This is a genomic window from Runella sp. R5_40 (assembly GCF_057652295.1).
The window spans coordinates 25405-51218 of sequence record NZ_JBYFCH010000021.1; the positions used below are offsets into that span (position 1 = coordinate 25405).

Annotated in this window: 25 protein-coding genes; 23 read left to right on the plus strand and 2 right to left on the minus strand. The window is 42.5% G+C overall.

Annotation, left to right across the window (positions count from 1 at the left end; all coding sequences use genetic code 11):
* Entirely contained in the window at nucleotides 1-984 is a 984-nt protein-coding gene (locus AC23N5_RS25110; RefSeq protein ID WP_277341168.1) for a tyrosine-type recombinase/integrase, read from the minus strand.
* Entirely contained in the window at nucleotides 950-1348 is a 399-nt protein-coding gene (locus AC23N5_RS25115) for a hypothetical protein (RefSeq protein ID WP_277341169.1), read from the minus strand. The genes AC23N5_RS25110 and AC23N5_RS25115 overlap by 35 nt, the downstream gene beginning before the upstream one ends.
* A 207-nt stretch (nucleotides 1349-1555) precedes the next feature.
* Between AC23N5_RS25115 and AC23N5_RS25120 the strand changes: the two genes are divergently transcribed.
* The 23 genes from AC23N5_RS25120 (at nucleotide 1556) to porY (ending at nucleotide 25736) form a co-directional block, all read left to right on the plus strand.
* Nucleotides 1556-1996 carry an HYC_CC_PP family protein gene (locus AC23N5_RS25120; RefSeq protein WP_277341170.1) on the plus strand — a complete coding sequence of 147 codons (441 nt, stop codon included), beginning with the start codon at nucleotides 1556-1558 and terminating at the stop codon, nucleotides 1994-1996.
* 119 nt (nucleotides 1997-2115) lie between these two features.
* Nucleotides 2116-2679 carry an AraC family transcriptional regulator gene (locus tag AC23N5_RS25125; protein WP_277341171.1) on the plus strand — a complete coding sequence of 188 codons (564 nt, stop codon included), beginning with the start codon at nucleotides 2116-2118 and terminating at the stop codon, nucleotides 2677-2679.
* Between the two features lie 14 nt (nucleotides 2680-2693).
* Nucleotides 2694-4184, plus strand: a complete 1491-nt coding sequence (locus tag AC23N5_RS25130) for a multicopper oxidase family protein (RefSeq protein ID WP_277341172.1) — start codon at nucleotides 2694-2696, stop codon at nucleotides 4182-4184.
* A 47-nt stretch (nucleotides 4185-4231) separates the two neighbouring features.
* Nucleotides 4232-5287: a sialidase family protein gene (locus tag AC23N5_RS25135; RefSeq protein WP_277341173.1), complete on the plus strand. Its 1056-nt coding sequence runs from the start codon at nucleotides 4232-4234 to the stop codon at nucleotides 5285-5287.
* A gap of 39 nt (nucleotides 5288-5326) precedes the next feature.
* Nucleotides 5327-6613 carry an efflux RND transporter permease subunit gene (locus tag AC23N5_RS25140; RefSeq protein WP_277341174.1) on the plus strand — a complete coding sequence of 429 codons (1287 nt, stop codon included), beginning with the start codon at nucleotides 5327-5329 and terminating at the stop codon, nucleotides 6611-6613.
* Entirely contained in the window at nucleotides 6610-8544 is a 1935-nt protein-coding gene (locus AC23N5_RS25145; RefSeq protein WP_277341175.1) for an efflux RND transporter permease subunit, read from the plus strand. The genes AC23N5_RS25140 and AC23N5_RS25145 overlap by 4 nt, the downstream gene beginning before the upstream one ends.
* Nucleotides 8528-9808 (plus strand): TolC family protein, encoded by a 1281-nt coding sequence (locus tag AC23N5_RS25150; RefSeq protein WP_277341176.1) that lies wholly within the window; start codon nucleotides 8528-8530, stop codon nucleotides 9806-9808. Before AC23N5_RS25145 ends, AC23N5_RS25150 begins: the two co-directional genes overlap by 17 nt.
* Nucleotides 9783-11390, plus strand: coding sequence for a heavy metal-binding domain-containing protein (locus tag AC23N5_RS25155; protein WP_487757731.1), 1608 nt, complete (start codon nucleotides 9783-9785; stop codon nucleotides 11388-11390). The genes AC23N5_RS25150 and AC23N5_RS25155 overlap by 26 nt, the downstream gene beginning before the upstream one ends.
* Nucleotides 11387-12595, plus strand: coding sequence for an efflux RND transporter periplasmic adaptor subunit (locus AC23N5_RS25160; RefSeq protein WP_013931260.1), 1209 nt, complete (start codon nucleotides 11387-11389; stop codon nucleotides 12593-12595). The genes AC23N5_RS25155 and AC23N5_RS25160 overlap by 4 nt, the downstream gene beginning before the upstream one ends.
* Nucleotides 12596-12757: 162 nt before the next feature.
* Nucleotides 12758-13225, plus strand: a complete 468-nt coding sequence (locus tag AC23N5_RS25165; protein ID WP_013931259.1) for a 5-fold beta-flower protein — start codon at nucleotides 12758-12760, stop codon at nucleotides 13223-13225.
* Nucleotides 13226-13300: 75 nt separating this feature from the next.
* Nucleotides 13301-13867 carry a DUF3347 domain-containing protein gene (locus AC23N5_RS25170; RefSeq protein ID WP_013931258.1) on the plus strand — a complete coding sequence of 189 codons (567 nt, stop codon included), beginning with the start codon at nucleotides 13301-13303 and terminating at the stop codon, nucleotides 13865-13867.
* A gap of 8 nt (nucleotides 13868-13875) precedes the next feature.
* The gene (locus AC23N5_RS25175; RefSeq protein ID WP_013931257.1) at nucleotides 13876-14322 is read left to right on the plus strand and encodes a heme-binding domain-containing protein; all 447 of its coding nucleotides are present in this window, start codon (nucleotides 13876-13878) and stop codon (nucleotides 14320-14322) included.
* Nucleotides 14319-15191, plus strand: coding sequence for a DUF2911 domain-containing protein (locus AC23N5_RS25180; RefSeq protein WP_013931256.1), 873 nt, complete (start codon nucleotides 14319-14321; stop codon nucleotides 15189-15191). Before AC23N5_RS25175 ends, AC23N5_RS25180 begins: the two co-directional genes overlap by 4 nt.
* A gap of 14 nt (nucleotides 15192-15205) precedes the next feature.
* Nucleotides 15206-15853, plus strand: a complete 648-nt coding sequence (locus AC23N5_RS25185) for a class I SAM-dependent methyltransferase (protein ID WP_013931255.1) — start codon at nucleotides 15206-15208, stop codon at nucleotides 15851-15853.
* A complete protein-coding gene (gene merTP, locus AC23N5_RS25190) occupies nucleotides 15850-16455 on the plus strand; it encodes a mercuric transport protein MerTP (RefSeq protein ID WP_013931254.1) in 606 nt (201 codons plus the stop codon). The genes AC23N5_RS25185 and merTP overlap by 4 nt, the downstream gene beginning before the upstream one ends.
* Complete coding sequence (locus tag AC23N5_RS25195; RefSeq protein ID WP_013931253.1) at nucleotides 16452-16661, plus strand: GDCCVxC domain-containing (seleno)protein; 210 nt, start codon at nucleotides 16452-16454, stop codon at nucleotides 16659-16661. Before merTP ends, AC23N5_RS25195 begins: the two co-directional genes overlap by 4 nt.
* Nucleotides 16661-17911 (plus strand): hypothetical protein, encoded by a 1251-nt coding sequence (locus AC23N5_RS25200; RefSeq protein ID WP_487757732.1) that lies wholly within the window; start codon nucleotides 16661-16663, stop codon nucleotides 17909-17911. The genes AC23N5_RS25195 and AC23N5_RS25200 overlap by 1 nt, the downstream gene beginning before the upstream one ends.
* A 50-nt stretch (nucleotides 17912-17961) precedes the next feature.
* Nucleotides 17962-18435 carry a DUF3347 domain-containing protein gene (locus AC23N5_RS25205; protein ID WP_277341185.1) on the plus strand — a complete coding sequence of 158 codons (474 nt, stop codon included), beginning with the start codon at nucleotides 17962-17964 and terminating at the stop codon, nucleotides 18433-18435.
* The gene (locus AC23N5_RS25210) at nucleotides 18435-19196 is read left to right on the plus strand and encodes a hypothetical protein (RefSeq protein WP_277341186.1); all 762 of its coding nucleotides are present in this window, start codon (nucleotides 18435-18437) and stop codon (nucleotides 19194-19196) included. The genes AC23N5_RS25205 and AC23N5_RS25210 overlap by 1 nt, the downstream gene beginning before the upstream one ends.
* 5 nt (nucleotides 19197-19201) lie before the next feature.
* Nucleotides 19202-21235, plus strand: a complete 2034-nt coding sequence (locus AC23N5_RS25215; protein WP_277341187.1) for a copper-translocating P-type ATPase — start codon at nucleotides 19202-19204, stop codon at nucleotides 21233-21235.
* Between the two features lie 149 nt (nucleotides 21236-21384).
* A complete protein-coding gene (locus AC23N5_RS25220) occupies nucleotides 21385-23796 on the plus strand; it encodes a TonB-dependent receptor (RefSeq protein WP_277341188.1) in 2412 nt (803 codons plus the stop codon).
* 5 nt (nucleotides 23797-23801) lie between these two features.
* Nucleotides 23802-24476, plus strand: a complete 675-nt coding sequence (locus tag AC23N5_RS25225) for a response regulator transcription factor (protein WP_277341189.1) — start codon at nucleotides 23802-23804, stop codon at nucleotides 24474-24476.
* The gene (porY, locus tag AC23N5_RS25230; protein ID WP_277341190.1) at nucleotides 24477-25736 is read left to right on the plus strand and encodes a sensor histidine kinase; all 1260 of its coding nucleotides are present in this window, start codon (nucleotides 24477-24479) and stop codon (nucleotides 25734-25736) included.
* Nucleotides 25737-25814: the final 78 nt, after the last annotated feature.

Sequence of the window (25814 nt, forward strand, 5' to 3'; positions counted from 1 at the left end):
TTATAACCCCAGCTTTGTAGCGGCATTATGTTGCTTGATGTCTTCGATACGGGTGTATCGCTGAATCATAGCACTTGTTTTATGCTTCGATTGGCGCATGATTTCTGAGTCATCGGCTCCATTGATTTTGGCAATTGTAATAAACGATGCTCGAAGGGAGTGGGCTGAATATCGGCCACCTATATACTTTTTGACTGTGTCATAAACAGTCATGTCATTAAGTCGTTCTTCCGTGATTTTATCGCCTTTTCGCACTCGAACAAACAGTGGCCCTGTTGGTCTCTCCAAACGTCCAATCCAATTTTTTAGATTTCGTATCGGGCAAAAATCGACTTCTGGGCTATAAAAAAAAGCTTTCTCCTCCGATTCGCCGTATGGGTTAGTCTTACTCTTTGATAAGGAAATAATAACTCCATCCTCATTGAATTGTACGTCTTCGATATTCAAACTCACCAATTCCGACCGGCGATAAGCTCCTGCAAATCCAATTAACAACAAACATTTGTCACGCAAACCTGCGTTAGTATTTGTGTCTATTCCTTGCAAAATAGTTTTCAAGTCCTTCATCTTAAAAGCAGGAGCTTGCTTTTGTCGAACGCCATTGGTACGCTTGATGCCTTCCATCACTGCACGAAAAGCTTTGTCTTTGGTAGGCAAGTCCAAATTGCTTAGTTCGTGTAGTTTACTAATTGCTGCCAATTTTCGATTGATGCTTGCCCACTTGTGGGTATCAGCTAAATGCGACACGTAAGCGGCCAGCGTTACAGCTGAAACGGGTAAGTCAGTTTGACCATGTTCAACGCACCAGCCTTTAAAATCCTTAATGTCCGATTTGTAGGCCCGTTGGGTGTTGGCCGCCCCCTCTAAACCCTTGCGGGCGTAGTCGGCCATTTTTTGAAAAAGCACTTCACTGACAGGGAAAGACCGACCTATCTCAATTTCCGTGATTTCATTGGTCATCTCCATCGCTTTTTTTGTATTCATTCCACTTTTCCCAATCAGCTGGACGTAACAAACTTTTGATATATTCATCCATCCCAAGGTCACGACGCTCCATCACATGACGCCGAAATGGCCAAGTAGATTTCGCCGCTTCAAAACCTTCCTTCCTAAAAGTATTTCTTACTCTTTCGGGCAAGCCTTCTAACCAATCCTCAAAATCTTCAATCGTCTCTTCACCTCTGGCAAGGCTCATATAGCGATACGACGCATTTCCAAAATTGAAGAATAAGACCAAGAAGTCAAATCGGTCGGAAGGGCTTTCCACCAAGGCGTCTATCTGATTTTGCTGTGTCTGCTTGTGAGGGTGTTTGACGTAGATGAGTTTTTCAAGTTCTGTTCGGGACATAATTTTAAGTTTTTCACAAAGATATTATTACTTACGATAAGTAAAGGTTATCGTAAGTAATAAAAAATTATTACGATTACATTTCTTATAAGGTGGTATTAGCGTTTCCTTCGTTTAATCTGAAAATTATGTAAAAAGTATCGAAAAAAATGTAACCTTCTATTCCCTTGCATATTCGTACATTTGTCGCTATCAAAGCATAGTGTAATGAAGCAAATCATCAAGCGCACATTTTGCCTTTACTTAGCCATCCAAGTGTTGTTTGCCAGCACAGGGTTTGCTATGTATGAGCATTGGTGTTTGATGAAGGGAACAAAGACAGTTTCTTTTGTTCATGAAGAAAAATGTCAGAAAGTAAGCCATAAAGCCAGTCATAAAAGGTCTGGGTGTGGAGACAGTTTTAAGCGTAGCAAGTGCTGTTCGGACAAAGTGTCTTACTATAAAATTCAAACCCCTTCGGCTGACGGCAGTTCGGTACATTTCATAAGTCAGCACATTGATTTAGTATCTATTTTCAATCCTATTTATTTCTCTTCAAGGGCTTGGCTTAGTCAAACCGTTTCGTTCCGTTTACCGCATTTTTACAGCCCTGCGCCACCACTTCACGGGCGTAGTATGCTCATTTTTGTACAATCCTTCCTGATTTGATTAGGTAAAATGCCCACTGTGGGCTGATGGCAACCTTTCGGGTTGCTTTTTGGTGTTTTCTTTTTCACCATGATTACCTAATTTATCATGTCTTCCTACCTACGTTTCTTAGAAAAATTATGAAACTGTACATCAAAAATATGGTGTGCAGTCGCTGCAAAACTGTGGTTCGTCAAGAACTTGAAGCACTTGGACACCAAGTATTAGCAATCGAATTGGGCGAAGTAGTACTCGAAAAGCCAGCAACCGAAATGCAACTCAGCCAAATTTCGGAACGATTACAAATGCATGACTTTGAATTGTTGAGTGACAAAAAACAACAGCTAATTGAGCGAGTCAAAACGGTTATCGTTGAATTGGTTCACCTCCAAAATGACGGGCTTCGACGGATGAAACATTCGGATTACATCACGGAAAAAGTAAGTCGAGATTACCGATACCTCAGTACACTTTTCTCAGAAGTGGAAGGTATTACCATTGAGCAGTATTTAATCAATCAGAAATTAGAACGGGTAAAAGAACTACTGGTCTATGATGAATTGACTCTTTCACAAATCGCTGATTTACTTAATTATAGTAGTGTAGCTCACCTCTCAGCACAGTTCAAGACCATCACGGGAATGACCCCAAGTCAGTTTAGAAAAATTCGGGATAAGAAAAGGAAGCCACTGGACGAGGTATAACAAAAAACAAAAACATGAAACGGAACGATTTTTTAAAAACACTTGGATTTGGAACGGCAGGAGTGCTGGTCGGCGAGAGTTTGTTGTCTGGTTGTATGAATCACGACATGGCGACAATGAATATGACAACGGCTCCTACCGTGGTTGAGGGTGCATTTAATACGAGCTTACCCATTCCCGAAACTATTACTTCGGGAACAGCACTGAATGCCCGCAGTCAAAATGCCGCAATTTTGGCGGGAAAATCCAGTCAAGTATTGGGGTACAAAAACGGCATTTTAGGACCCACTTTTCGGGTACAGCGTGGCAGTACAGTTACGATTCCTTTTACCAATGGCCTGTCAGAAGAAACTAATATTCACTGGCATGGTTTGCTTGTACCTGCTGCGATGGATGGTCACCCCAGCCAAATGGTGACGGCAGGGCAGTCCTTCAATTATACTTTTAAGATTGACCAAGCGGCAAACATGGCTTGGTATCACCCACACCCACATGAAAAAACGGGTAAACAAGTTTTTACAGGGTTGGCAGGAATGTTTATCGTCGAAAGCCCCGAAGAAAAAGCGTTGAATTTACCTTCGGATGCCTACGAACTACCCTTAGTGATTCAGGATAAACGATTGGATGCCAATGGGGCAATCATGTATAGCCCAACCTTAGAAGAGGTAATGATTGGTTACATGGGGGAAACCATTACGGTCAATGGTGTGAGCTCCCCTTTTCAGCCTGTTACAACTCGAATGTATCGTCTTAGAGTTTTGAATGGCTCAAACGGACGAATGTACAATTTAGCATTGAGCAACGGCAATTCTTTCATGGTTATTGGTTCAGACGGCGGCTTACTTCCTGCTCCTGAGACCGTTACAAGTCTATTACTTGCCCCAGGCGAACGAGCTGATTTATTGGTGGATTTTAGCAAAATAGCTCTCAACAGCGAAGTGTACTTGCAGAGTAATTCTTTTTCGGGAGTGAGTTCACAAGGAAGCCAAACCTTCAAAATCTTGAAGTTTATGGTGAGCAAAACTGAAACGGATATATTCAAAATGCCAACCTCGCTCAATTCTATAATGTCTCTATCAAGTGCTTCTGCTACCAAGACCCGCACCTTCGATATTGGGGTAATGATGGACATGACTTCTGGAAGCCACGGTGGAACAATGGCTATGAAAGGGATGCACACGATTAACGGGAAGATTTTCAATATGGATCGCATTGATGAAAGCGTAGCCCTGAACAGCACCGAAATCTGGGAATTTGACAACACAATGGGTGACGAACCACATCCCATGCACTTACATGGTGTGTTTTTTCAAGTTGCGAGTCGAACAGGTGGACGAGGAAATATCCAACCCCACGAAAAAGGATGGAAAGACACGGTTTTGGTCATGCCCGGCGAAAAAGTATGGATTATCGCTAAGTTTGAGAAGGCAGGGAAGTTTGTATTTCATTGCCATAACCTCGAACATGAAGATGACGGGATGATGCTCAATTTTGAAGTTAAATAGTATCCTTATACACATTCGACTAATATTTTCATTAACCTTTCAATACAATGCTTAGTAGAATAATTTTAATACTTTTCATTGTCACTACGGTCGCCCGTGGGCAACAAGCCCTATTCCCCAACAAAGGTATTCAACCTGCCATTTACGTAGGTGAAAACGAATCCATAGAAATGGTATTCGGTAAGGGGAATGCGTTTTATTACGCTTCTTCCCAAAATAAAGGTCAGTCTTTTACGATGCCAAGCTTGGTTGACAGCTTGCCGGGATTGCATTTAGGCGTGTCAAGAGGGCCACAAATTGCATCTTCTCATCTTTCCACGGTGATTACTGCCATAGATAAGAAGGGTGATTTGTATGCCTACGTACTTAATCGTAAAACAGGCAAATGGCAAAACCGCCTTATTATCAATGATATACCAGAAATTGCCAAAGAAGGTTTCAATGCCTTAGCGAGCGATGGTAAGGGTACTTTTTTTGTGGTTTGGCTTGACCTGAGAGACGATAAGAAAAACAAGATTTTTGGCGCAATTTCTAAGGATGGCGGTCAAACGTGGAGTAAGAATAAACTTATCTATCGTTCACCTGATTCGACAGTCTGTGAGTGTTGTCAGCCCTCCATTCTTATGAAAGACAAACAGGTAGTTGTAATGTTCAGGAACTGGATTAGTGGTTCACGAGATATGTATGTAACGACTTCAAAAGATGAAGGAAACACTTTTCAACCCGCCGTAAAAATGGGAAATGGAACATGGAAACTCAACGCCTGCCCAATGGACGGTGGAGGAATCAGCTTGAATACAAACGGCGTATTAACGACGGTATGGCGGCGAGAAAATCAACTATTCACTGCAAAGTTGGGCGAACCTGAACAATTCCTCGCCCAAGGGCGAAATGCTTCCATTGCGGCCAGTAACCAAAACACGTTTATCGCATGGCAAAATCAAGGTCAAATTTGGTTGAGCCAATCTGGGCAAAAAGAACCGATGACATTAGGTACTGGTAGATTTCCGAGAGTCGCTATACTCAATGAGCAACAGGCTTTCTGTACATGGGAGGATAATGGCATCATAAAAGGGCTGGTTTTAAATAGCAATGCGAAGTAAAATAACGACATGACAATAAAGTAAATATTTGGAAATAGTATGGTAGAAAAACTCATTCATTTTGCCCTGCACAACAAATTGATTGTGATGGTACTGGCGTTGGGCTTGTTCGGTTGGGGCGTGTATTCTGTCCGAACAAACCCCATTGATGCTATCCCGGATTTGTCCGAAAATCAGGTCATTGTTTTCACTGAATGGATGGGTCGTAGTCCTCAACTCATTGAAGACCAAATCACTTATCCATTGGTTTCAAACTTACAAGGAATACCCAGCATCAAAAATGTACGGGGTACTTCTATGTTCGGGATGAGCTTTGTTTACGTCATTTTTGAGGACAATGTAGATGTCTATTGGGCAAGAACACGAGTGATGGAACGACTCAATTATGCCCAACGATTACTTCCACAGGGAGTAACGCCTTCATTAGGCCCCGATGGCACAGGTGTAGGACACATTTTTTGGTATCACCTCGAAGCCCCGGGCATGGACTTAGGGGAGCAACGAGCCTTACAGGATTGGTATGTCAAATTTGCCCTACAAACCGTAAAAGGGGTTAGTGAAGTGGCTTCTTTCGGCGGCTTTGGCAAACAGTATCAAATCAACATTGACCCCTACAAGCTTAATTACTTTAATGTCCCGCTGATGGATGTATTGAATTCTATTCGTAAGAATAATAATGATGTAGGCGGTCGAAAATTTGAAATGTCAGACATGGCCTACATCGTGCGGGGATTGGGTTACATCAAAAATGTCAAAGACATTGAAGATATACCCGTAGGAAATTATGGCTCCATTCCTGTGAGGGTAAGAGATGTAGCAACCGTTCAAATGGGTGGAGAGCTCCGTTTGGGCATTTTCGATGTAAATGGTGAAGGCGAAGTAGTGGGTGGAATCGTGGTGATGCGTTACGGTGAAAATGCTGATGCTGTTATCAAGGACGTAAAAATCAAGATGAAGGAAGTCGAAAAAGGGCTTCCGCCAAACGTCAAATTTAAGGTTTCCTATGACCGCAGCGAGCTGATTGAAGCGGCAGTAGAGTCAGTAAAAGGAACCTTGATTGAAGAAATGATAACCGTTTCGATTGTAGTTCTCATCTTTTTGCTGCACTGGCGCAGTGCCTTAATCATTCTGATACAGTTACCGATTTCAGTGGCTATTGGCTTTATTCTGCTCAATGCCTTTGGTATTTCTTCAAACATCATGTCGTTAACGGGTATTGCTTTGGCTATTGGCGTGGTAGTAGATGACGGCATCGTGATGGTTGAAAATGCGTATAGGCATCTTTCAGAAGCCCAATTGGATAAAGAAAAAAATCAAAGTATATGAGTTGGTTTAAAATTAAATTTCGAGTCTCAAAAGACCCACTTACTCCCGATGAACACTCGGAGATTATCGAAAAATCATCGAAACAGGTAGGCCCTGGGGTATTTTTTTCGACGATTGTGACGATTGCTTCTTTCTTGCCCGTCTTTTTGCTGACGGGTATGGAAGGCAAGCTGTTTTCTCCTTTGGCTTGGACTAAGACATTTATCCTTCTCGTTGATGCTTTTTTGGCAATTACCCTAACGCCTATACTAATTGTTCTACTACTTCGGGGGAAATTGAAGCCCGAAAGTGCCAATCCAATCAACCGATTCCTCGAAAAAATCTATACCCCTATTCTAAAATGGTGCTTAAAGTATCGTAAAACCACCATTAGTATTAACATATTGGCCTTGGCCGTTAGTGTTCCAATGATGCTAAATTTAGGAACGGAATTTATGCCTCCACTCGACGAAGGTTCGCTGCTCTTCATGCCTGTCACTCTCCCAGACGTATCAAATTCAGAAGTAAAACGCCTGCTGCAAGTCCAAGATAAATTGATGAAAACCGTGCCCGAAGTAAGCCACGTTATGGGAAAGGCAGGTCGAGCCAACACCGCTACCGACAATTCACCTATCAGTATGCTGGAAACGATAGTACTGCTCAAACCCAAAAGTGAATGGCGGGAAGGCAAAACCAAAGATGACATCATCAACGAACTAAACGCCAAACTGCAAATTCCTGGCGTAACCAATGGCTGGACGCAGCCCATCATCAACCGTATCAATATGCTTTCGACGGGAATTCGCACCGATGTGGGTTTGAAGGTGTACGGGCAAAGTTTAGATTCAATCAATCGAGTGTCGCAGATGCTCAAAAAACAATTGGATGGCATTGACGGGATAAAAGACTTATATGTTGAACCCATTACAGGTGGTAAATACATTGATATAATAGTCAAAAAGGAGGAAATCGGGCGTTATGGATTGAGTGTTGATGACGTAAACATGATTGTAGAAAGTGCCTTGGGAGGTATGATTCTAACTACTACCGTAGAAGGTCGTCAACGTTTTACGGTCAATGCTCGATTTGCCCAAGACTTCCGAAACAATATTCAGGCTCTAAAACGAATGCAGGTTCAAACCGCAAGCTACGGCCCAATTCCCTTGGATGCCGTTGCCGAAGTGAAAATTTCAGAAGGGCCACCTATGATTAACTCAGAAAATGCCATGCTTCGGGGTACTGTACTTTTCAATGTCAGAGACCGAGATTTAGGAAGTACCGTGGAGGAAGCGATGAAGAAATTGGAATCTTCGGTAAAAAAACTGCCAAAAGGTTATTTTATTGAATGGAGTGGGCAATGGGAAAACCAGATTCGTGCCAATCGTACCCTCAAAATTATCCTGCCCATCGTGCTGGTCATTATCTTCTTTGTGTTGTATTTCACCTACAACTCCATGAAAGAGGCGCTAATTACCATGATTACCGTACCATTTGCCCTCATTGGCGGGGTATATATGGTGTATTTCTACGGGGTCAATCTTTCGGTAGCGGTGGCAGTGGGTTTCATTGCTCTGTTCGGTATGGCTATCGAAACCGCTATGCTTATGACGATTTACCTCAATGAAGCTATGCAAAATTTGGTGTTTGCCAAAGGTAATTCAAAAGACACCATCACTAATGCGGATATTCGAGAATATGTGATTAGGGGAGCAGCCCAACGACTTCGCCCCAAACTCATGACCGTTTCTGTTTCTTTGTTTGGTCTAATTCCGATTCTGTGGGCAACGGGCGTAGGTTCAGATGTGATGCTCCCTATTACGATTCCGCTCATTGGCGGTACAATTACTTCTACAATTTATGTGCTATTGGTTACACCTGTTGTGTTTGAGATGACCAAAGAATGGGAGCTAAAACGCTACGGAAAAATTGAACTTTATGATGTTAAAGAGTAAAAAGCCATGGTTAGCAGTAGGGCTATTGCTCTATGCTATTGTTTGCGAAGCGCAACAAAAACTGAATTTGAGCGGGATACTCCATCGAATTGAGGAAACCCACCCTGATTTGAAAATGATGGACGCCAAAGTCAAAGAACTGGATGCGTATGCCGAAGGTGCTCGAAACTGGGAAGCCCCCAAATTTGGTGCGGGATTCTTTATGACCCCGTACAACTATATGATGTGGAGTCGGGCGGGTGCATTATACCACGAAGGCATGAATCAGGGCATGGGATCATTTATGGTTCAGGGCGAACAGATGATACCCAATCGTAAAATGCTTGATGCCGAAGAACGCTATATGAAATCTATGTCGGGTATGGAAGTCGCTCAAAAAGGTGTAATGCGAAATATGCTTTTCTCGGAAGCTAAAATGGCATATTACCGTTGGCTGGTATTGGAAAAAAAGAAAAATGTGTTGAAAGAAAGTCAAAACCTACTCAAATATATGATTGAGTCGGCAGAGGTTCGGTACAAATACAATCAGGAGAAACTAAGCAGCATTTACAAAGCCAAAGCTGCCCTCTTAGATTTAGACCGCATGAACCTGATGTTTGACGGCGACATTCGTCAGCAAAAAGTAATGCTCAATACGCTCATGCTGCAAGATCGAGCCACTGATTTCCAGATTGACACGCTTTCTTTGACCTATCTGTACCCAAATACTCCGTTAAATTTGGATACCAATGCCGTAATAAACCGCAGTGATTTGAGGGTGATTGACCAAAACCTGACCATTTCCCGCTACAAACAGGAGGTGGAGTTTCAGAAACTCAAACCCATGGTCGGTGTACAGTACGGCCACATGTTCGCTTTTGGTAACCAATGGCAGTTTACGCTTATGGGTATGGTCACGATTCCTTTTGCCAAATGGTCAAGCCGACAAATTAAAGCCAATATTAAAGGGCTTGATTATCAACGACAGGCCTATAATAAACAACGTGAAGGTTTGACTAATCAGATTTTGGGGAATTTGGCTGATCGTCAGGTAATGATGCAATCATACCAAGCCCAAATTAAGCAATACGAAAACGAGCAGTTTCCCGCTTTGCGCAGACGTTATCAAAGTACCTTATTGGCTTACGAACAGAACACCGACGAATTGTTCATGGTACTTGATGCGTGGATGGAGCTCAAAATGGCTCGTATGAACCAGTTAGATTTATTACAACAACTACTGCAAGCACAGGTAGAATATGAAAAAGAATTGGAAAAAAGATAACTGCCTCGTTTGGCTTGTTTTTGTCTTGTTCGTTGGTTTATCGGGTTGTCAATATATCAACCAATATTTCCAAAAAGGCGAAGACAAACCAAAAGATGTGTATGCCTGCCCCATGAAATGCGAAGGCAACAAAACCTACGACAAACCTGGACCCTGTCCTGTTTGCGGTATGGATTTGGTAAAAGTGCCTAACCACCAAACCCACGGCGATACAGCAACGGTTATGATGGGGCAAATGAAAAAAGCAGGCAAGCAATATTACTGTACCATGAAATGTGAGGGCGAGAAAACCTACGATAAACCTGGTTCCTGTCCCGTGTGCGGTATGGATTTAGTCGAAAAAAAAGAAGCTGTCTCGGCTGAAAAAGCTGTTTATACCTGCCCTATGCACCCTCAAATTCAGAAAGACAAAGCAGGTTCTTGCCCGATTTGTGGGATGGACTTAGTAAAAAAAGGAGGTGCTACCGAAGCACTTTCGTCCAATGACAGTTTAGCGATTCTGGTGAAGCCTACTTATGAATATGTGTTGAGTGGCGTAAAAACTACCCAGCCAGAGCACCGCTCTCAAAAAATGGTGGTCAATGCCTTTGGTTTTTTGAGTTATGATGCACGGGCCTTAAACAGTATTGCCACCCGCTTTGGTGGTCGAATAGAGCGCCTGTATGTACGGTATCCGTTCCAAGCGGTGAACAAGGGGCAGAAAATCATGGACATTTACAGTCCAGAAATTGTAACAGCCCAACAAAACTTGATTTTTTTGTTACAAAACGATGCTGATAATCAGGTTTTAATAGAAAGTGCCAGACAACGACTATCGCTGTTGGGCTTAACTTCTGAGCAAATAAAGGCTGTCGAACAAAACAAAAAACCAACGATGCAATTGAGCATTTACAGCCCGTATAATGGTGTGATTGTCGAGCGTGGTGTTGGGGGGGCGGCCCCAATGCCTTCACCTTCGGGTGGAAGTGGCAGCATGAGCAGCGGGATGGGCAGTTCAAAAACTGGTTCGTCAATTGCGCCGCCACCTGCCGCTCAAAACGGTGAATTGACCCTCAAAGAAGGTATGTACGTGCAAAAAGGACAACGTTTATTCGATGTACAAAGCACCGGTACGGTCTGGGCAATGCTTGAATTTTACCCAACTGATGTACCCAAAGTCAAAGTAGGTCAGTCGGTGATGATTATGTTGGAAAACAACGAAGAAAACCAGTTTTTCGGTAAAGTAAACTACCTCGAACCCATGATTTCGGCCACCAATCGCAATCCACAGGCAAGGGTATATCTGAGCAATCCAAATGGCAAATTGAAAATCGGTTCATTGGTCAATGCCTCTATCAATGCTGGCAGTCAAGCTGCATTATGGGTGCCGACGACTGCCTTACTTGATATGGGCAGAACCAAAACCGCATTTGTGCAGGAAAAGGGAGCGTTCCGCTCCCGTACGGTCAAAACAGGACTACAACAAGGTGGCTGGATTCAGATACTATCTGGCCTTTCGAGTCAAGAAACGATTGCCGAAAACGCACAATTCCTCATGGACAGCGAAAGTTTTGTAAAATCTAACGAACTCTCAATGCGATGAAAAGACGAGCATTTATCAATACCGCAGGTTTAATGGGTCTAACGGTACTTTGGGAATCTTGCAAGCCAAAAAGCACTGAAAAAGTAGCCGACAATGTGTTTTATACCTGCTCAATGGATCCACAGGTGATGGAAAAAAAGCCTGGTACCTGCCCGATTTGCAAGATGGCTTTGACCAAAATTGTCATTGACCCCAACATGAAAAATCAGGGCTTAAAACTAAGCGACCAGCAAAAACAACTGGCAAACGTACAGGTAGAAACGGTAGCCCTTCGGCCACTCGGTGAAGAAATTACGCTGGCGGCCATGCTCACCGAAAACAAAGACAAACTCTCCACCGTTACGGCTCGGATACCTGGACGCATTGAAAGGCTATTGGTACGCAACGTAGGCGAATTTGTGCGAGTGGGACAGCCTATTTATGAGATATACAGCGAAGAACTCTCGGCTTCGCAGCGGGATTTCTTGATTGCTTCGCAGAAACAAAAAGTGCTGAAAGATACAGACATCAATTTTAAACAGTTGGTCGAGGCTGCCAAGAATAAATTGATGCTCTGGGGAATGACCGATGCCCAAATTGCTGAATTAGAGAAGTCAGAACAACCCAACAACAAGCTGACCGTCAATAGTCAATACGCAGGTGTAGTGAGTGAAGTTCTTGCAGAGGAAGGTTCCTACCTGAGCGAAGGCAGTACAGTCTTGAAACTCTCTGACCTCAGTACACTTTGGGCAGAGGCACAATTGTACGTAACAGAATTGCCATTTCTCAATCAAACAAAGGAAGCTCTTGTAGAGATTCCGTACTATGCTGACCGCATCATTAAGGGGCGGGTTAATTTTGTCAATCCTGAGTTGATGCCTTCGAGTAAAATCGTCACAATTCGGGTGGACATTCCAAATGGCAAACGGGAGTATCAGACAGGAATGCAAGCCTACATCACCCTGAAAGGTAAAATAAAAAACACCATAGCTGTACCTACTAACGCTCTTATTCAGGACACCAACGGCGTTACGGTCTGGTTAGAAAACGCTGACGGTGCTTTTGAAAGCCGCATGGTGAGCGTCGGCACGACCAACAAAGACTATACTGAAATCACCGAAGGTTTGCGAGCAGGTGAAAAGGTTGTGGTGTCGGGAGCGTATTTGCTCAACAGCGAATACATTTTTAAAAAAGGCAGTAATCCCATGGAGGGGCATATCATGTAAGGCCATGAAAGAATGTTGTCAAACAGGAAATGAGCCCCCTCAAAAGTGGAAAAAGTATCTCAGGGGGATGATTATTATCATTTTAGTCAGGCTGGCTCTATTCGTAACTTTCCAGAAGTGAACCAATTTTTAAATTTTAATTAACAATCAATTCCAATCAAAATGAAAACAAACCAATTATTCCGAATCGGGGCTTTTATCGCTCTCTTGTCTATTGTATCATCGTTTGCCTTTGCCCAATCTGATTACAAACATCCTTTTAGCATTGGCAAAGATGGTAAGGTGGTGGACAGCAAAGGTACAAGTGTAGGGCTGGTAACCAAAGACCAAATCATCAAAGACCATGACGGCCACAAAATTGCTTTCGTGGATGGTGAAGGTAATTTGATAGATGCCAAGACCAACAAAAAAATGGGCAGAATGGGCAAAGACGGCAAAACATACTACAACGCACAAGGCCAGCTACTATTCACGATAAAAGACAACCCTGATGAAACATGTGACATTGTAGATGCCAAGGGAAAAGTAATTGGAAACGTACACGATAGCTTAAAAGGTGTTGCCTGCGCTATCCACTGCTTCCAAAACGGTATGGGGAAGAAAGCCGATGGCAGCCACATGAAACACTAATTTTTGTATTCAACCAACATCAACTCGCCATCCTAAAATACGCTTGCATTTTAGGATGGCACAAAACCTACAAAAATGAAAAACCTAATCGCAATTTCCTTAATCAGTGTGATTTTATTATCCTCTTGCAACAACCAAACGAAAGAACAAAAAGAAGTTGCTAATGAAACTATTGCAGCGACCACACCCGAAACCACAACATACGAAAAAGCATCTGTAAAAAAATTCGTTGCCGGCTATTTAGATTTAAAAAATGCGCTGGCAAACGACAATGCGATTGATGCTGAATCAGCCGCAAATGCAATGATGGCCACGATGAGCGGTTTAGATGAATCGGGATTTACGGCTAATCAAAAAAAAGTATATGATGCCGTAAAAGAAGATGCCAGAGAGAACGTCGAACACATTGCCGAAAATGCCAAAGATATAGACCACCAACGAGAACATTTTGAGATGTTGAGTGGGGATATATACGATTTGGTAAAGGCCTTCGGAAGCGAAAAGCCACTCTATAAGGACTATTGCCCCATGTACAATAACAAAAATGGGGCATTTTGGTTAAGCGAAACCAAAGAAATCAAAAATCCTTACATGGGTAAAGAGATGTCGTCTTGTGGGAAAGTACAAGAAGAAATAAAGTAGCCACACACGTGAAGACTTCTAAGAAAATAGTAGCAGGGCTATTTATCATTTTGGTAGGAATACAGTTCATACGACCTGACTCCAATAATGATAATCGTGTCATGGCTACCGATTTTATTAAAACCCACAAAGTGCCAACTCAAATAGGTAATATTCTTAGAAGAGCTTGCTACGATTGCCACAGCAACAATACCGAATATCCGTGGTATTCATCCATCCAACCGCTGGGTTGGCTACTGAATAAGCACATCAAAGAGGGCAAAAAGAAATTGAATTTCAGTGAGTTTGGGACTTACTCTGAAAGAAAACAAGTCAGTAAGTTGAAGTCAATGAAGAACCAAATAGAGCAAAACAAAATGCCTCTACCATCTTATAGTATGGTTCATAAAAAAGCCCTACTTACCTCAGAAGAAAAAAATCTAATCATCACTTATATAAACAACTTGACCCAATGAAAAAACCACTTATTCTCGCACTTTTAACGGCAAGCCTTTCGGCGCATGCCCAATTAAACTTTCCCCCAGCCAGCCCCGAAGCCCACTTTACTCAACAAGTGGGGTTTGCTCGAATTACAGTTAAATACGAACGCCCTTTGGCTCGTGGACGCAAAATCATGGGCGGTTTAGTCCCCTATAACGGCGAACTCTGGCGAACAGGTGCAGGCGATTGTTCAACCATTAAATTTAGTGAAGACCTTACCATTGGTGGCCAAAAAGTACCCGCAGGAAACTATTCGCTTTTCTCAATCCCCGCTGCGGATGAATGGACGATTGTGCTGAATCGTGATACGACCATGCACGGTACAGGTGGGTACGACCAAGCAAAAGACTTGGTACGATTCAAGGCTAAACCCGAAACAACGAATCGTTTTTATGAAGCCTTTACCATTGAAGTTCAGGACATCGTTAAAAACAACGCCAATCTGTATTTGACTTGGGAAAATACTTCGGTGAAAATCCCGATTCAGACGACTACTGATGAGAAAATTATGGCCGATATCAAGAAGAAAATTGTAGATGAAAAAGGTACTCGTCCTATGCTCTTGTTTCAAGCAGCTAACTATTACTACGAAAACGACAAAGACATAAACCAAGCATTGGCATGGATTCAGCAAACCACGGCACAAGAAGCCAAAGCTAATTTTTTATTGACCCAAGCCCGAATCCAAATGAAAGCGGGCAAACACAGCGAGGCGATAGAATCAGCAAAAAAATCGGCAGAAATGGCTCGGGCTGATAAAAACGAAGCTGCTGCCAAAATCGCAGAGGCGTTTATTGCTGACATGAACAAAATGCACAGTGGAGCAATGGAGCATAAGCACTAAAAACGAGCGTATCTATGAGCAACACCACCTACATCCCTGCCCTACGATTCAACTGGTTGACAAAAGTATATGACCCGTTGATTCAATGGACAATGCCCGAAAAGCAATTCAAACAAGACCTCATCAAAGAAGCGGGTATCGAAACCGAATACCACGTCCTTGACTTTGGCTGTGGAACGGCTACGCTTTCGATGATGACTAAATCGAAACACCCTTCGGCATTTGTTACGGGTGTGGATGTAGATGCAGAGGTGCTGGCAATTGCCCAGCATAAATTACGAGGTTTCCCACACCCTATTCGTCTTGATCAATACGACGGCATGAAACTACCTTATCCCGATGAGACATTTGACCGAGTGATTTCGAGTTTGGTGTTTCATCACCTCACCCCCATTCAGAAAGCAAAAGCTTTACAAGACATCAAACGGGTATTGAAATTCGATGGAGAGCTGTATATAGCAGATTGGGGTAAAGCCGAAAACAGTTTGATGCGGGGGCTATTTTACGGCGTACAATTGTTAGATGGTTTCAAAACCACCCGTGACAACGTAGCGGGTTTGATGCCTTCTTACCTACTCGAAGCTGGTTTTTTAAGTGTCAAAGTGTTAAAAAAATACCGAACTGTATTTGGAACGTTAGAATTATTTAGAGCTAAAAAATGAAAACACTACTTTCTCTCTCAAATTTAAGCCTGCTTACGGCTTTGTCATCTTCTCTTTGTTGCATCATGCCAATACTGGCAATTTTTGCAGGTACAAGTGGAATAGTTTCAACTTTTTCTTGGGTTGAACCGGCAAGACCCTTTTTTATAGGTGCGACCTTATTGATTCTCGGCTTTGCTTGGTATCAAAAACTCACCCCAAAAAAAAGAGCTTCTTGCGATTGTGAACACGATAGAAAAAAACCTTTTTGGGATTCTAAATCATTTTTGGGTATAATAACTGTGCTATCTTTTTTGCTTTTGGCATTTCCCAGCTATTCGCATCTTCTTTTTCAAAGCAATAAAAATCAGGCGTTTGTAAGCGAAAAGAATAAGTTGAAAAAAGTTGAGTTTACCATTTCAGGAATGACGTGTGCAGGATGCGAGCAACACATCAAAGCGGAACTTCAAAAACTTAAAGGTGTAGTTGTTTCAGAAGTGTCTTATATAAATGGTAGTGCAAAGATACAGTTCGACGCTAAACAAGTAACTGTCAGCCAAATCACACAAAATATCCAAGCAACAGGTTACAAAGTAGTCAAACATAAAATTATAATAAAATGACAGCTATCATTTTGCAATCTAAAATTACTTGCCCAAACTGTGGTCATCAAAAAACAGAAATCATGCCCACAGATGCTTGCCAATTCTTTTACGAGTGTGAGCAATGCAAAACCGTTTTGAAGCCTCTGAATGGTGATTGCTGCGTGTATTGCAGTTATGGAGATATGCCCTGTCCGCCTATTCAACAAAACAAAACTTGTTGTTGATGAACACCAACCTGAGCCATATCATCAGCCAATACAAGTCCGACCAAGAATCGGTGTATAACACTTGGTTTATCAACAACGAAGAGCGCCTGAAAGCCTTTCGTTCCATTCGGCGGGGGGTACAGCAAATCGTGGCCGACATCAAGCAAGGCAAGTTTCCCAATGATTTTAGAGGGTCATCGCTCGAATTTGTACTAAATTGTATTACCGAACAAAAACAGGTTTTTGTGGGGGCTTCACACCCGTTTTATTGGAAGCCCAAGCTCAGAATACCAGACATTTACGAAAACCAAGACCACAAAAAAGCCTTTGGGCAGTTTCTGGAAAACTGCCTCAGCGCCACCAAAGAAGAACAGTTGCTTCGAGAAATCATTCGCTTGGATGAGTTCAAAATCAAAGGTTTGGGGCCTTCTGTGGCCAATATCCTGTACTTCCTTCATCCCACGCTGATTCCACCGTTCAATACGGCTATTTTGAACGGCTTCAATTACTTGTTTAAAGACAAGAAAAAATTGGGTTCGTGGTCGGAGTTCCTGAAAATGCGAGAAGTGATGCTCAAAACTAACCAAGAACACCGCAATGAACTTTCGTCTGACTTAGGAGCTTTGGCTGGATTGCTTTTTGAGATTGGTACACAAAAAATGATATTAGGCAATGACGAATACCTCTCTGCCGAAGAACGGCAGAAGCTGGAAAAACTCATTGAAAAACGCCATCGTGAAGTCCAAACCGAGCGTCAGGACGATAACCTGCACACCGAAATGCAGTACCATTTGCTTAAAATCGGTCAAGCATTGGGTTATGATGCTTTTCCTGCCACAAACGACCAATCAAGAAGTTACGATGGACACAAGTTTTCATTCTTATGCCAAGCCGTTTTCCCATCCATTAAGTGTGATATCGAAACCCGCAACACCATTCGATTGATTGATGTGCTTTGGTTTGAGAAAGACACCGACAATGTACTGGCAGCGTTCGAGGTAGAAAAAAGTACCTCTATCTATTCTGGCATTCTACGTCTGAGCGATTTGTCGTATAGCATAGCCGACGGTGACGAAACGTTTTATTTAGTCGTACCAGACCATCGAGAGAAAGATGTATGTCTGCAATTGGCCCGCCCATCCGTCAAAAGCAACAACGTTCCTATCAAATACATTTTGTTCTCTGAACTTAGAAAAAACTGCGATGCGCTTTGTCGGTTTGGTGACAGCCACCGTATCATGGACAAAATTGCAAAAACTGTATGTTAACTCTTTCACTTTCAATCTATTATTTTTTACCATCAAACAATTCAAACACAATGAAAAAAACAATCGTTTTCGCATTTGCTCTTTTGATTTCGAGTGTAACATTTGCCCAACACGAAGGACACAATATGGCAGCAATGGGTGTTACTCCCGTACTGACAGCTTATTTTAAAGTCAAGAATGCTTTGGTAGCTTCTGATGCCAAAGCTGCTGCTTCCGAAGCCAAAACATTATCGGTTGCTCTAAAAAAGGCAGGTAAAATGGTAGGAGCTGATGCGCTCAAAGCCGCAGATGCCATTACCAAAGCATCAAGTATTGATACCCAGCGAGCACAGCTTGGCTCATTAACTAATGCTGTTTATGCCGCAGCCAAAACCATGAAACCAAGCAGCCCCGTTTACTATGATTTTTGTCCGATGGCCAATGACAACAAAGGTGGCTATTGGTTAAGCGAAAAAAAGGAAATTGCCAATCCTTATTTTGGTGATATGATGCTCAAATGTGGTAAAGTCAAAGAAACGCTTTAATGAAACGAGCGGAACTACACCGTACAATTCGCAAGAGTCACCGCTATCTGGGGGTGACTCTTGGTGTTCAATTCTTGTTTTGGACGTTGGGCGGGTTGTATTTTAGTTGGTCAGATTTAGACGATGTCCATGGTGACCACCAAAAAGCCCACATCCATCCCATAAGAGGCAATATTCAATTAGCTCCGCTCTCTGATGTTTTACAAAAGCTCAAAGCGAAGGATAGTGTTAATTTTATTTTCGATACCCACTTGGTTCAGATTTTGAGCGAACCCATCTATCAAATCATCTACTCCAAAGAACATGACCGAGGCAAAAAAATACAATTAGCCAATGCAGTTTCAGGCGAACTAAGACCTGCATTGAGCCGAACCGAAGCCACCCAAGTGGCTCAAAGCAGTTTTACTGATGAGGCAAAAGTAAAATCTGTGGAGTATCTGACTACTACCAATGGACATCACGAATACCGAAAAGAACCCTTACCCGCTTACGCCATTACTTTTGACCACCCCTCTAACACAACGGTTTATGTAAGCACCCAATTAGGCACTGTTCAGAAGTTCAGAAACAACAAATGGCGAGTTTTCGATGTTTTGTGGATGCTCCACACCATGGATTACCAAACCCGTGACCATTTTGGCAATTGGGTGTTAAGAGCATTTTCTGTTTTAGGGCTTATAACTGTCTTCTCGGGATTTTGGTTGTTTTGGTTGAGTCGTAAAAAGAAAATCATAAAACCTTCTCCTGTGTCAAAACACTAACAATTATGGAACACCAGCACTCGACCCACGATAAGCATGACAATCCTGTTGGCCACCACCAACAAACTAACCACACAGGACATCATCCCAAGCATGGAGAAGCAGGTCATGACCATTCGGCTATGATTGAAGACTTTAAACGACGTTTCTATGTAAGTTTAGGATTGACGGTTCCGATTTTGGTGCTGTCTGACATGATTCAACATTGGTTGGGCTTTCAATTGGAATTCGTAGGAAGAAAATACCTGCTTTTGGCACTCTCGTCGGTATTGTTTTGGTATGGTGGCAAACCATTTTTAGAGGGGTGTTTGGATGAACTCAAAAGTCGTCACCCAGGCATGATGACCCTCATTGCCATGGCTATCACTGTGGCTTTTGTGTACAGCGTTGCCACTGTTTTTGGTTTTCAAGGTATGGACTTTTTCTGGGAGCTGGCTACGTTGATTGTAATTATGCTATTGGGACATTGGCTCGAAATGCGTTCAGTGGCCAATGCTTCCAAAGCACTCGAACTTCTCATTCAGATGATTCCTGCGGAAGCTCACGTAATGCACGGAGAAATGTTGCACGATATGCCGTTGAAAGAAGTGACACCTGGGTTTCATATTTTGGTACGCCCTGGCGAAAAGATTCCTGTGGATGGGATTGTTTTGAAAGGAGAAAGTTATCTCAATGAGTCTATGCTTACGGGAGAATCCGCCCCTGTCCTCAAACAAATCGGCGCAAAGGTGATTGCAGGAGCATTAAACGGAAATGGTTCGCTTGAAATAAAGGTAGAACAAACGGGCGAAAGTACCTATTTGGCAAAAGTGATTCAAATGGTACAAGACGCTCAAAACACCAAGTCAAATACCCAACGGCTGGCTGACCGTGCGGCCTTTTGGCTCACCATAGTTGCCTTAGTAATGGGTTTTGGTACGTTGATAGTATGGCTCATGGTGGGTCAATCGTGGGCGTATGCTATCGAACGGATGGTAACAGTCATGGTGATTTCGTGTCCTCACGCACTGGGTTTAGCTATTCCACTGGTAGTAGCTATTTCTACTTCCCTTGCGGCCAAAAATGGATTACTGATTCGCAATCGTACTGCTTTTGAAAATGCTCGTAAGATTTCTACCCTCATTTTCGATAAAACAGGAACGCTCACCACGGGTATTTTTGGAGTCACTCGTATAAGTAGTTTTCTGTCTAATCTTACCAAAAACGACGTTTTGGCGTTGGCAGCAGCGTTGGAACAAAACTCGGAGCATCCCATTGCTACGGGTATCATTGCCGAAGCAAAAGCCCAAAAAGTATCCATCCCAAATGTAGAGGATTTTCAGGCAATTACAGGAAAAGGTGTTTCGGGAAAAGTGAATCAAAAAAATGTATGGGTTGTAAGCCCAGGTTATTTGAGAGAAAACAACTTTAATATTCCAGAAGGGGCAGTCGCTGACGCCTCCGAAACGGTCGTTTTTGTGTTGATTGATAACCAATTAGCTGGCTTTATTTCCCTTGCTGACCAAATCAGGGAATCATCCGCCGAGGCTGTACAAATCTTAAAAAAGCAAGGTATAAAAACGTTCATGCTGACAGGCGACAATCAAAAAGTAGCCGAAACCGTCAGCAAAAAATTGGGTATGACGGGCTATATGGCCGAAATATTACCTCATCAAAAGTTAGAAAAGATAAAGGAACAACAAGCCAACGGAGAGTTTGTGGCCATGACCGGCGACGGTGTTAACGATGCTCCCGCCCTTGCCCAAGCCGACGTGGGCATTGCCGTAGGGTCAGGCACTGATGTAGCCGCCGAAACCGCCGACATTGTTTTGGTAAACAGTAACCCAAAAGATGTTGCCACCTTAATCCAATTTGGTAGGATTACCTATCGAAAAATGATTCAAAACTTAGTGTGGGCTACGGCTTATAATGCCATTACTTTACCATTAGCCACAGGGTTCATACCCGGCATTGTTATCTCGCCTGCCATTGGGGCTGTGTTCATGAGCCTGAGCACGATTATTGTGGCCATTAATGCTCAGACGTTGAAAGTAAAATAATTCAGATGAATTATTTTACTTTCAGATTTTGACTAACCGAAAAGGTATATTACTTCTTCAACATGTAGCCTTTTGAGATTTTGCTTCATTTCTACAAACTTCTTACAGATTTCAAGTACATTTTGCAGGCAAATTCTAATTTTTTCACCATGAAATCTGTAAGAAAATATTTACTCATAGGGTTTATTCCCCTCATTTCAACGGTCTCGACCTTCGCACAAAAGGTGGCTGTTTCGGGCAAAGTGCTGGATGTAAGCAACAAAAACCCCTTACCCTATGTCAACGTTATTCTCAAAAAAGAAGCTGACAGCTCGTTTGTGACTGGGGCGGTGAGCAACGAAGAAGGCATTTTTGTGTTGAACAACATCGTCAAAGGCAACTACTTACTTAGCACTTCATTAGTAGGCTATTTGCCTGTTAGTAAGAAAGTTTCGGTGGGGCAACTGAGTGAGTTTTTAGACCTCGGCAAAATTGAATTGACCGAAAACAAACAACTGCTCGAAGAGGTAAAAGTGATAGGGCAACAAGTGGGTGTATCAAGTAAAATGGACAAACAAACCTACCTCACAAGCGACAACTTGGCACAAAGCGGCGGGTCAGTGTTACAGATGATGAACAACCTGCCCGGCGTAACTACCACGCAAGAGGGTACGCTTCAAATCAGAGGCAGCGATAAAGTAGTAGTGTTGATTGACAGCAAACAAACCGCCTTGACGGGATTTGGTAGCCAGAAAGGTTTAGAAAATATTCCTGCATCAGCTATTGAAAAAATTGAAATCATCAACAATCCTTCAGCCAAGTACGATGCCAATGGTAATGCGGGCATTATCAACCTGATTTTCAAGAAAAACGAACAATTTGGCTGGAATGGCAAGGTAGGGCTTACGGCTGGGCTGGGGGCGTTGTGGCAAAAACAAACAAACTTGCCCAATGTACAACCGCAGTTTCAGGCTACGCCTAAATATAACCCTTCGTTTTCGGTGAATCATCGTAGCCAAAAGGCCAATGTTTTCTTGCAGGGCGACTGGCTTTATACCCAAACACTGAACAAAAACGAGTTCTCGACCCGTACCTATACCACAGGCGAGCGGATAGTGCAGCAACTTGTACGCAATCGTACCACTACTTACGCCACCGTAAAAGCAGGTTTAGATTATACTTTCGACAAAAACAATACACTTACGGTTTCGGGTTTGTTCAATCGTGAAAAGATTTTGGACAATGGCGATAATCCGTATTTTTTGGGTAACGACTATGCAAATCGTTATCGTTTGTGGCAATTTCTGGAAGACGAGGTAAAATATACGGCGATAGCCACGGCGGTTTTGGTGCATAAATTCAAGCAAGCGGGGCATTTACTCAACTTGAATTACAATTATACCTTCCATAGAGAAGACGAAAAATATTTTTTTACGAATACATTGCCCACTTCAAAAGGAACCGATTCGTTTAAATTGCTCTCCGACGAACAGGTATCAGACCTCAATCTTGACTACGTGAAGCCGCTGGCACATGGCAAATTGGAAACGGGCATCAAACTGCGGAGGCGGACAATCCCTGTGAATATGCAGTTTTTCCCGGGGGCTAATTCGGTCATTGATGTCAATGCGGGCGGCTGGGCAAATTATTATGAAACCATTCCTGCCCTCTACGGAAATTACATTTACGAAAACCCCAAATTAGAAGTAGAAGCAGGACTTCGCCTCGAATACGTGCGGGTAAACTATGAAATCAATCCCAACCATAACACCTACAAAAGCGACGGATACAACTACACGCAGCCCTTTCCGAATGTGCGATTGGCTTATAAAATCAACGAAAATAACAAGCTGTCGGTGTTTTTCAATCGGCGGGTGGACAGACCCAACGAGGTGGATATTCGTATTTTTCCGAAATATGACGAACCCGAATTGATAAAAGTGGGCAATCCTACCCTCAAACCGCAATTCACAACTTCGGTAGAATTGGGCTATAGGCATTTGTGGAATAGCGGCAGTTTGTACGGGACGGTTTATCATCGCCTCACTGACGGTACGATTAGCCGCATAGCCACGCAAGCCCCCAATAACGTAGTGTTGTTCAATATTTTTCAGAACATTGGCCGCAGCTATAACACAGGCGTAGAGTTGGTTTGGCAACAAGATTTTTCTAAATTTGTAAACCTCAACGCCAGCGTAAATATCTATCAAAACACCATTGAGGCGTTCAGCATTACCAACAAATACCCCATTCCGACCACCTACACGGGGCAAAAGCAACAACTCACTTCGGGGAATTTTAAAGTAAATGCCTTGCTGCACCTACCACAGAGCTTCGATTGGCAAGTAACGAGCATCTATCTTGCCCCTGACTTGATTCCACAGGGACGCATCGGGCAGCGGTATTCGCTGGATATGGGTTTGAAAAAAACCTTGAAAAAAGGTGAGTTATTTTTAAACGCCACTGATTTACTCAATACCATGAACATTCACAAAACGATCAATGGCACGGGTTTTACCTTAAATAGCACCGACTACTACGAAACGCAAGTGGTGCGGGCGGGGTATAGTCGAAAATTTTGACAACGATGAAAATACTTTTGATTGAAGATGAAAAACCATTGGCTGAGGTGATGATGGATTTCTTAAAATCGCAACAGCACGTGGTAGAATGGGTGGTAGATTTGCCTGATGCTGAAGAAAAAATTGGAGTTTACGCCTACGACTGCGTATTGGTGGACCTCATGCTGCCGAGTGGGTCGGGGCTTACGGCGATAAAGTTGCTCAAAAAACAACAGCCAGAGGCGGGTATCATTATTATTTCGGCAAAAAATGCCTTAGACGATAAAATAATAGGACTTGACTTAGGTGCTGACGATTACCTTACCAAGCCTTTTCATCTTTCCGAACTCAATGCTCGTTTGAAATCGGTTGGTCGCAGAAGACAGTTTAATGGTAATACCGAAATTCAGCACGGCCAAATTCGGGTCTATCCTGATTCTTTTGAGGTTTGGGTCAATAATAATGGTGTTTCACTTACCCGAAAAGAATACGATTTACTGATGTATCTGCTAGCAAACCCCAACCGAATACTGACCAAATCGGCTATTTCGGAACATCTCTACGGCGATGACATAGACCAAGCTGACAGCTTCGATTTTTTGTATTCGCAAATAAAAAATCTACGCAAAAAACTTACCGAACAAGGTTGCCTTGATTACATTCAAACAATCTACGGCATTGGTTATAAATTCGTCAAATGAATGACCCTCAGTAACAAAACAGCTCTTTCTTTTTTAGCTTCTGCCTTTGTCGTAGCGGCACTTGGTGGCGTATTTAGTCACTATTTACTCATGTACGTATTCGACAGAGAAGCAACTGAGCAATTAAAGGCACAACAAGCTAAGATACTTCGAGAAATTGACAAGATTGAGGACAGTGAGCAAAAGTGGTTTGCGCTGGCAGACAGTATTAGCATTGAAAATACTAATTTTTTGGTCAAAGAATCTTTGTCTGATACCCTGCTACCCAATCCGCTCGAAACAGGAGAAATGCTTGATTATCGAATACTGATTTTTGGTGTTAAAACTCATACAGGTTTTGTAAAAGTAACTATCTCGAAGGCTCTTTACGAAACCGAAGACTTAGTAGGGGTAATTCTCTTAATTTTCGGCGTGGTATTGTTAGGCTTGATAATTGGCTTATTAATAATCAATTACATCATATCAAATCGTCTTTGGCGACCGTTCTATCAGGCCCTGCAACAACTACAATCATTCAAAATTCAAGAACAGAAGCCACTTTCTTTCATGGCTACCACTACCAAAGAATTCGGCGTTTTACAACAAAACATTAACCACCTCACCCACCGAATATGGCACGATTACAATAGCTTAAAGCAGTTTACTGAAAACGCTTCGCACGAGTTTCAAACACCATTGGCGGTTATTCAATCTAATTTAGAACAACTGATACAGTCCGACAACTTACACGAAAAACAACTTACCAAAATCAGCGAGTTGATAGAAAGTGTGCGGCATCTTTCAAAACTCAATCAAACCTTGCTGCTATTAGTGAAAATAGAAAATCAGCAATTTACAGAAATGGTTGCACTCAATTTAGGGGACTTTTTTAGGCAAAAGCTACAATTTTGGGAAGTTTGGATTACTCACAAAGCCTTAGAAATCAGCATTTTAGTTGACAAAGAAATTCTATTGAATATCAATCCTTATTTGGCAGAAGTGCTACTCAACAATCTGTTGGGAAATGCCATCAAACACAACATACCACGAGGAATCATTACGATAAAATTAACTGACAACTCGTTGATTATCAGCAATACTGGCAACGAGCCTTTACAAGATACCGAAAAACTATGGCAACGTTTTCAGAAAGGTAATCATTCTTCAGACTCTCACGGATTGGGTATGGCACTCATTCAGCAAATTTGCGAGTTTTATGGTTTTGAGGCTCAATACCAATACAGTGCCTTATTGCATACTGTCAAAATAGCATGGAAATAGATTTAACAAATCTTAACAAACCAATTGCTTCATTTACAGAATCTCTACAAAATCAGGGTGTAAAATTGTATTGTAAAT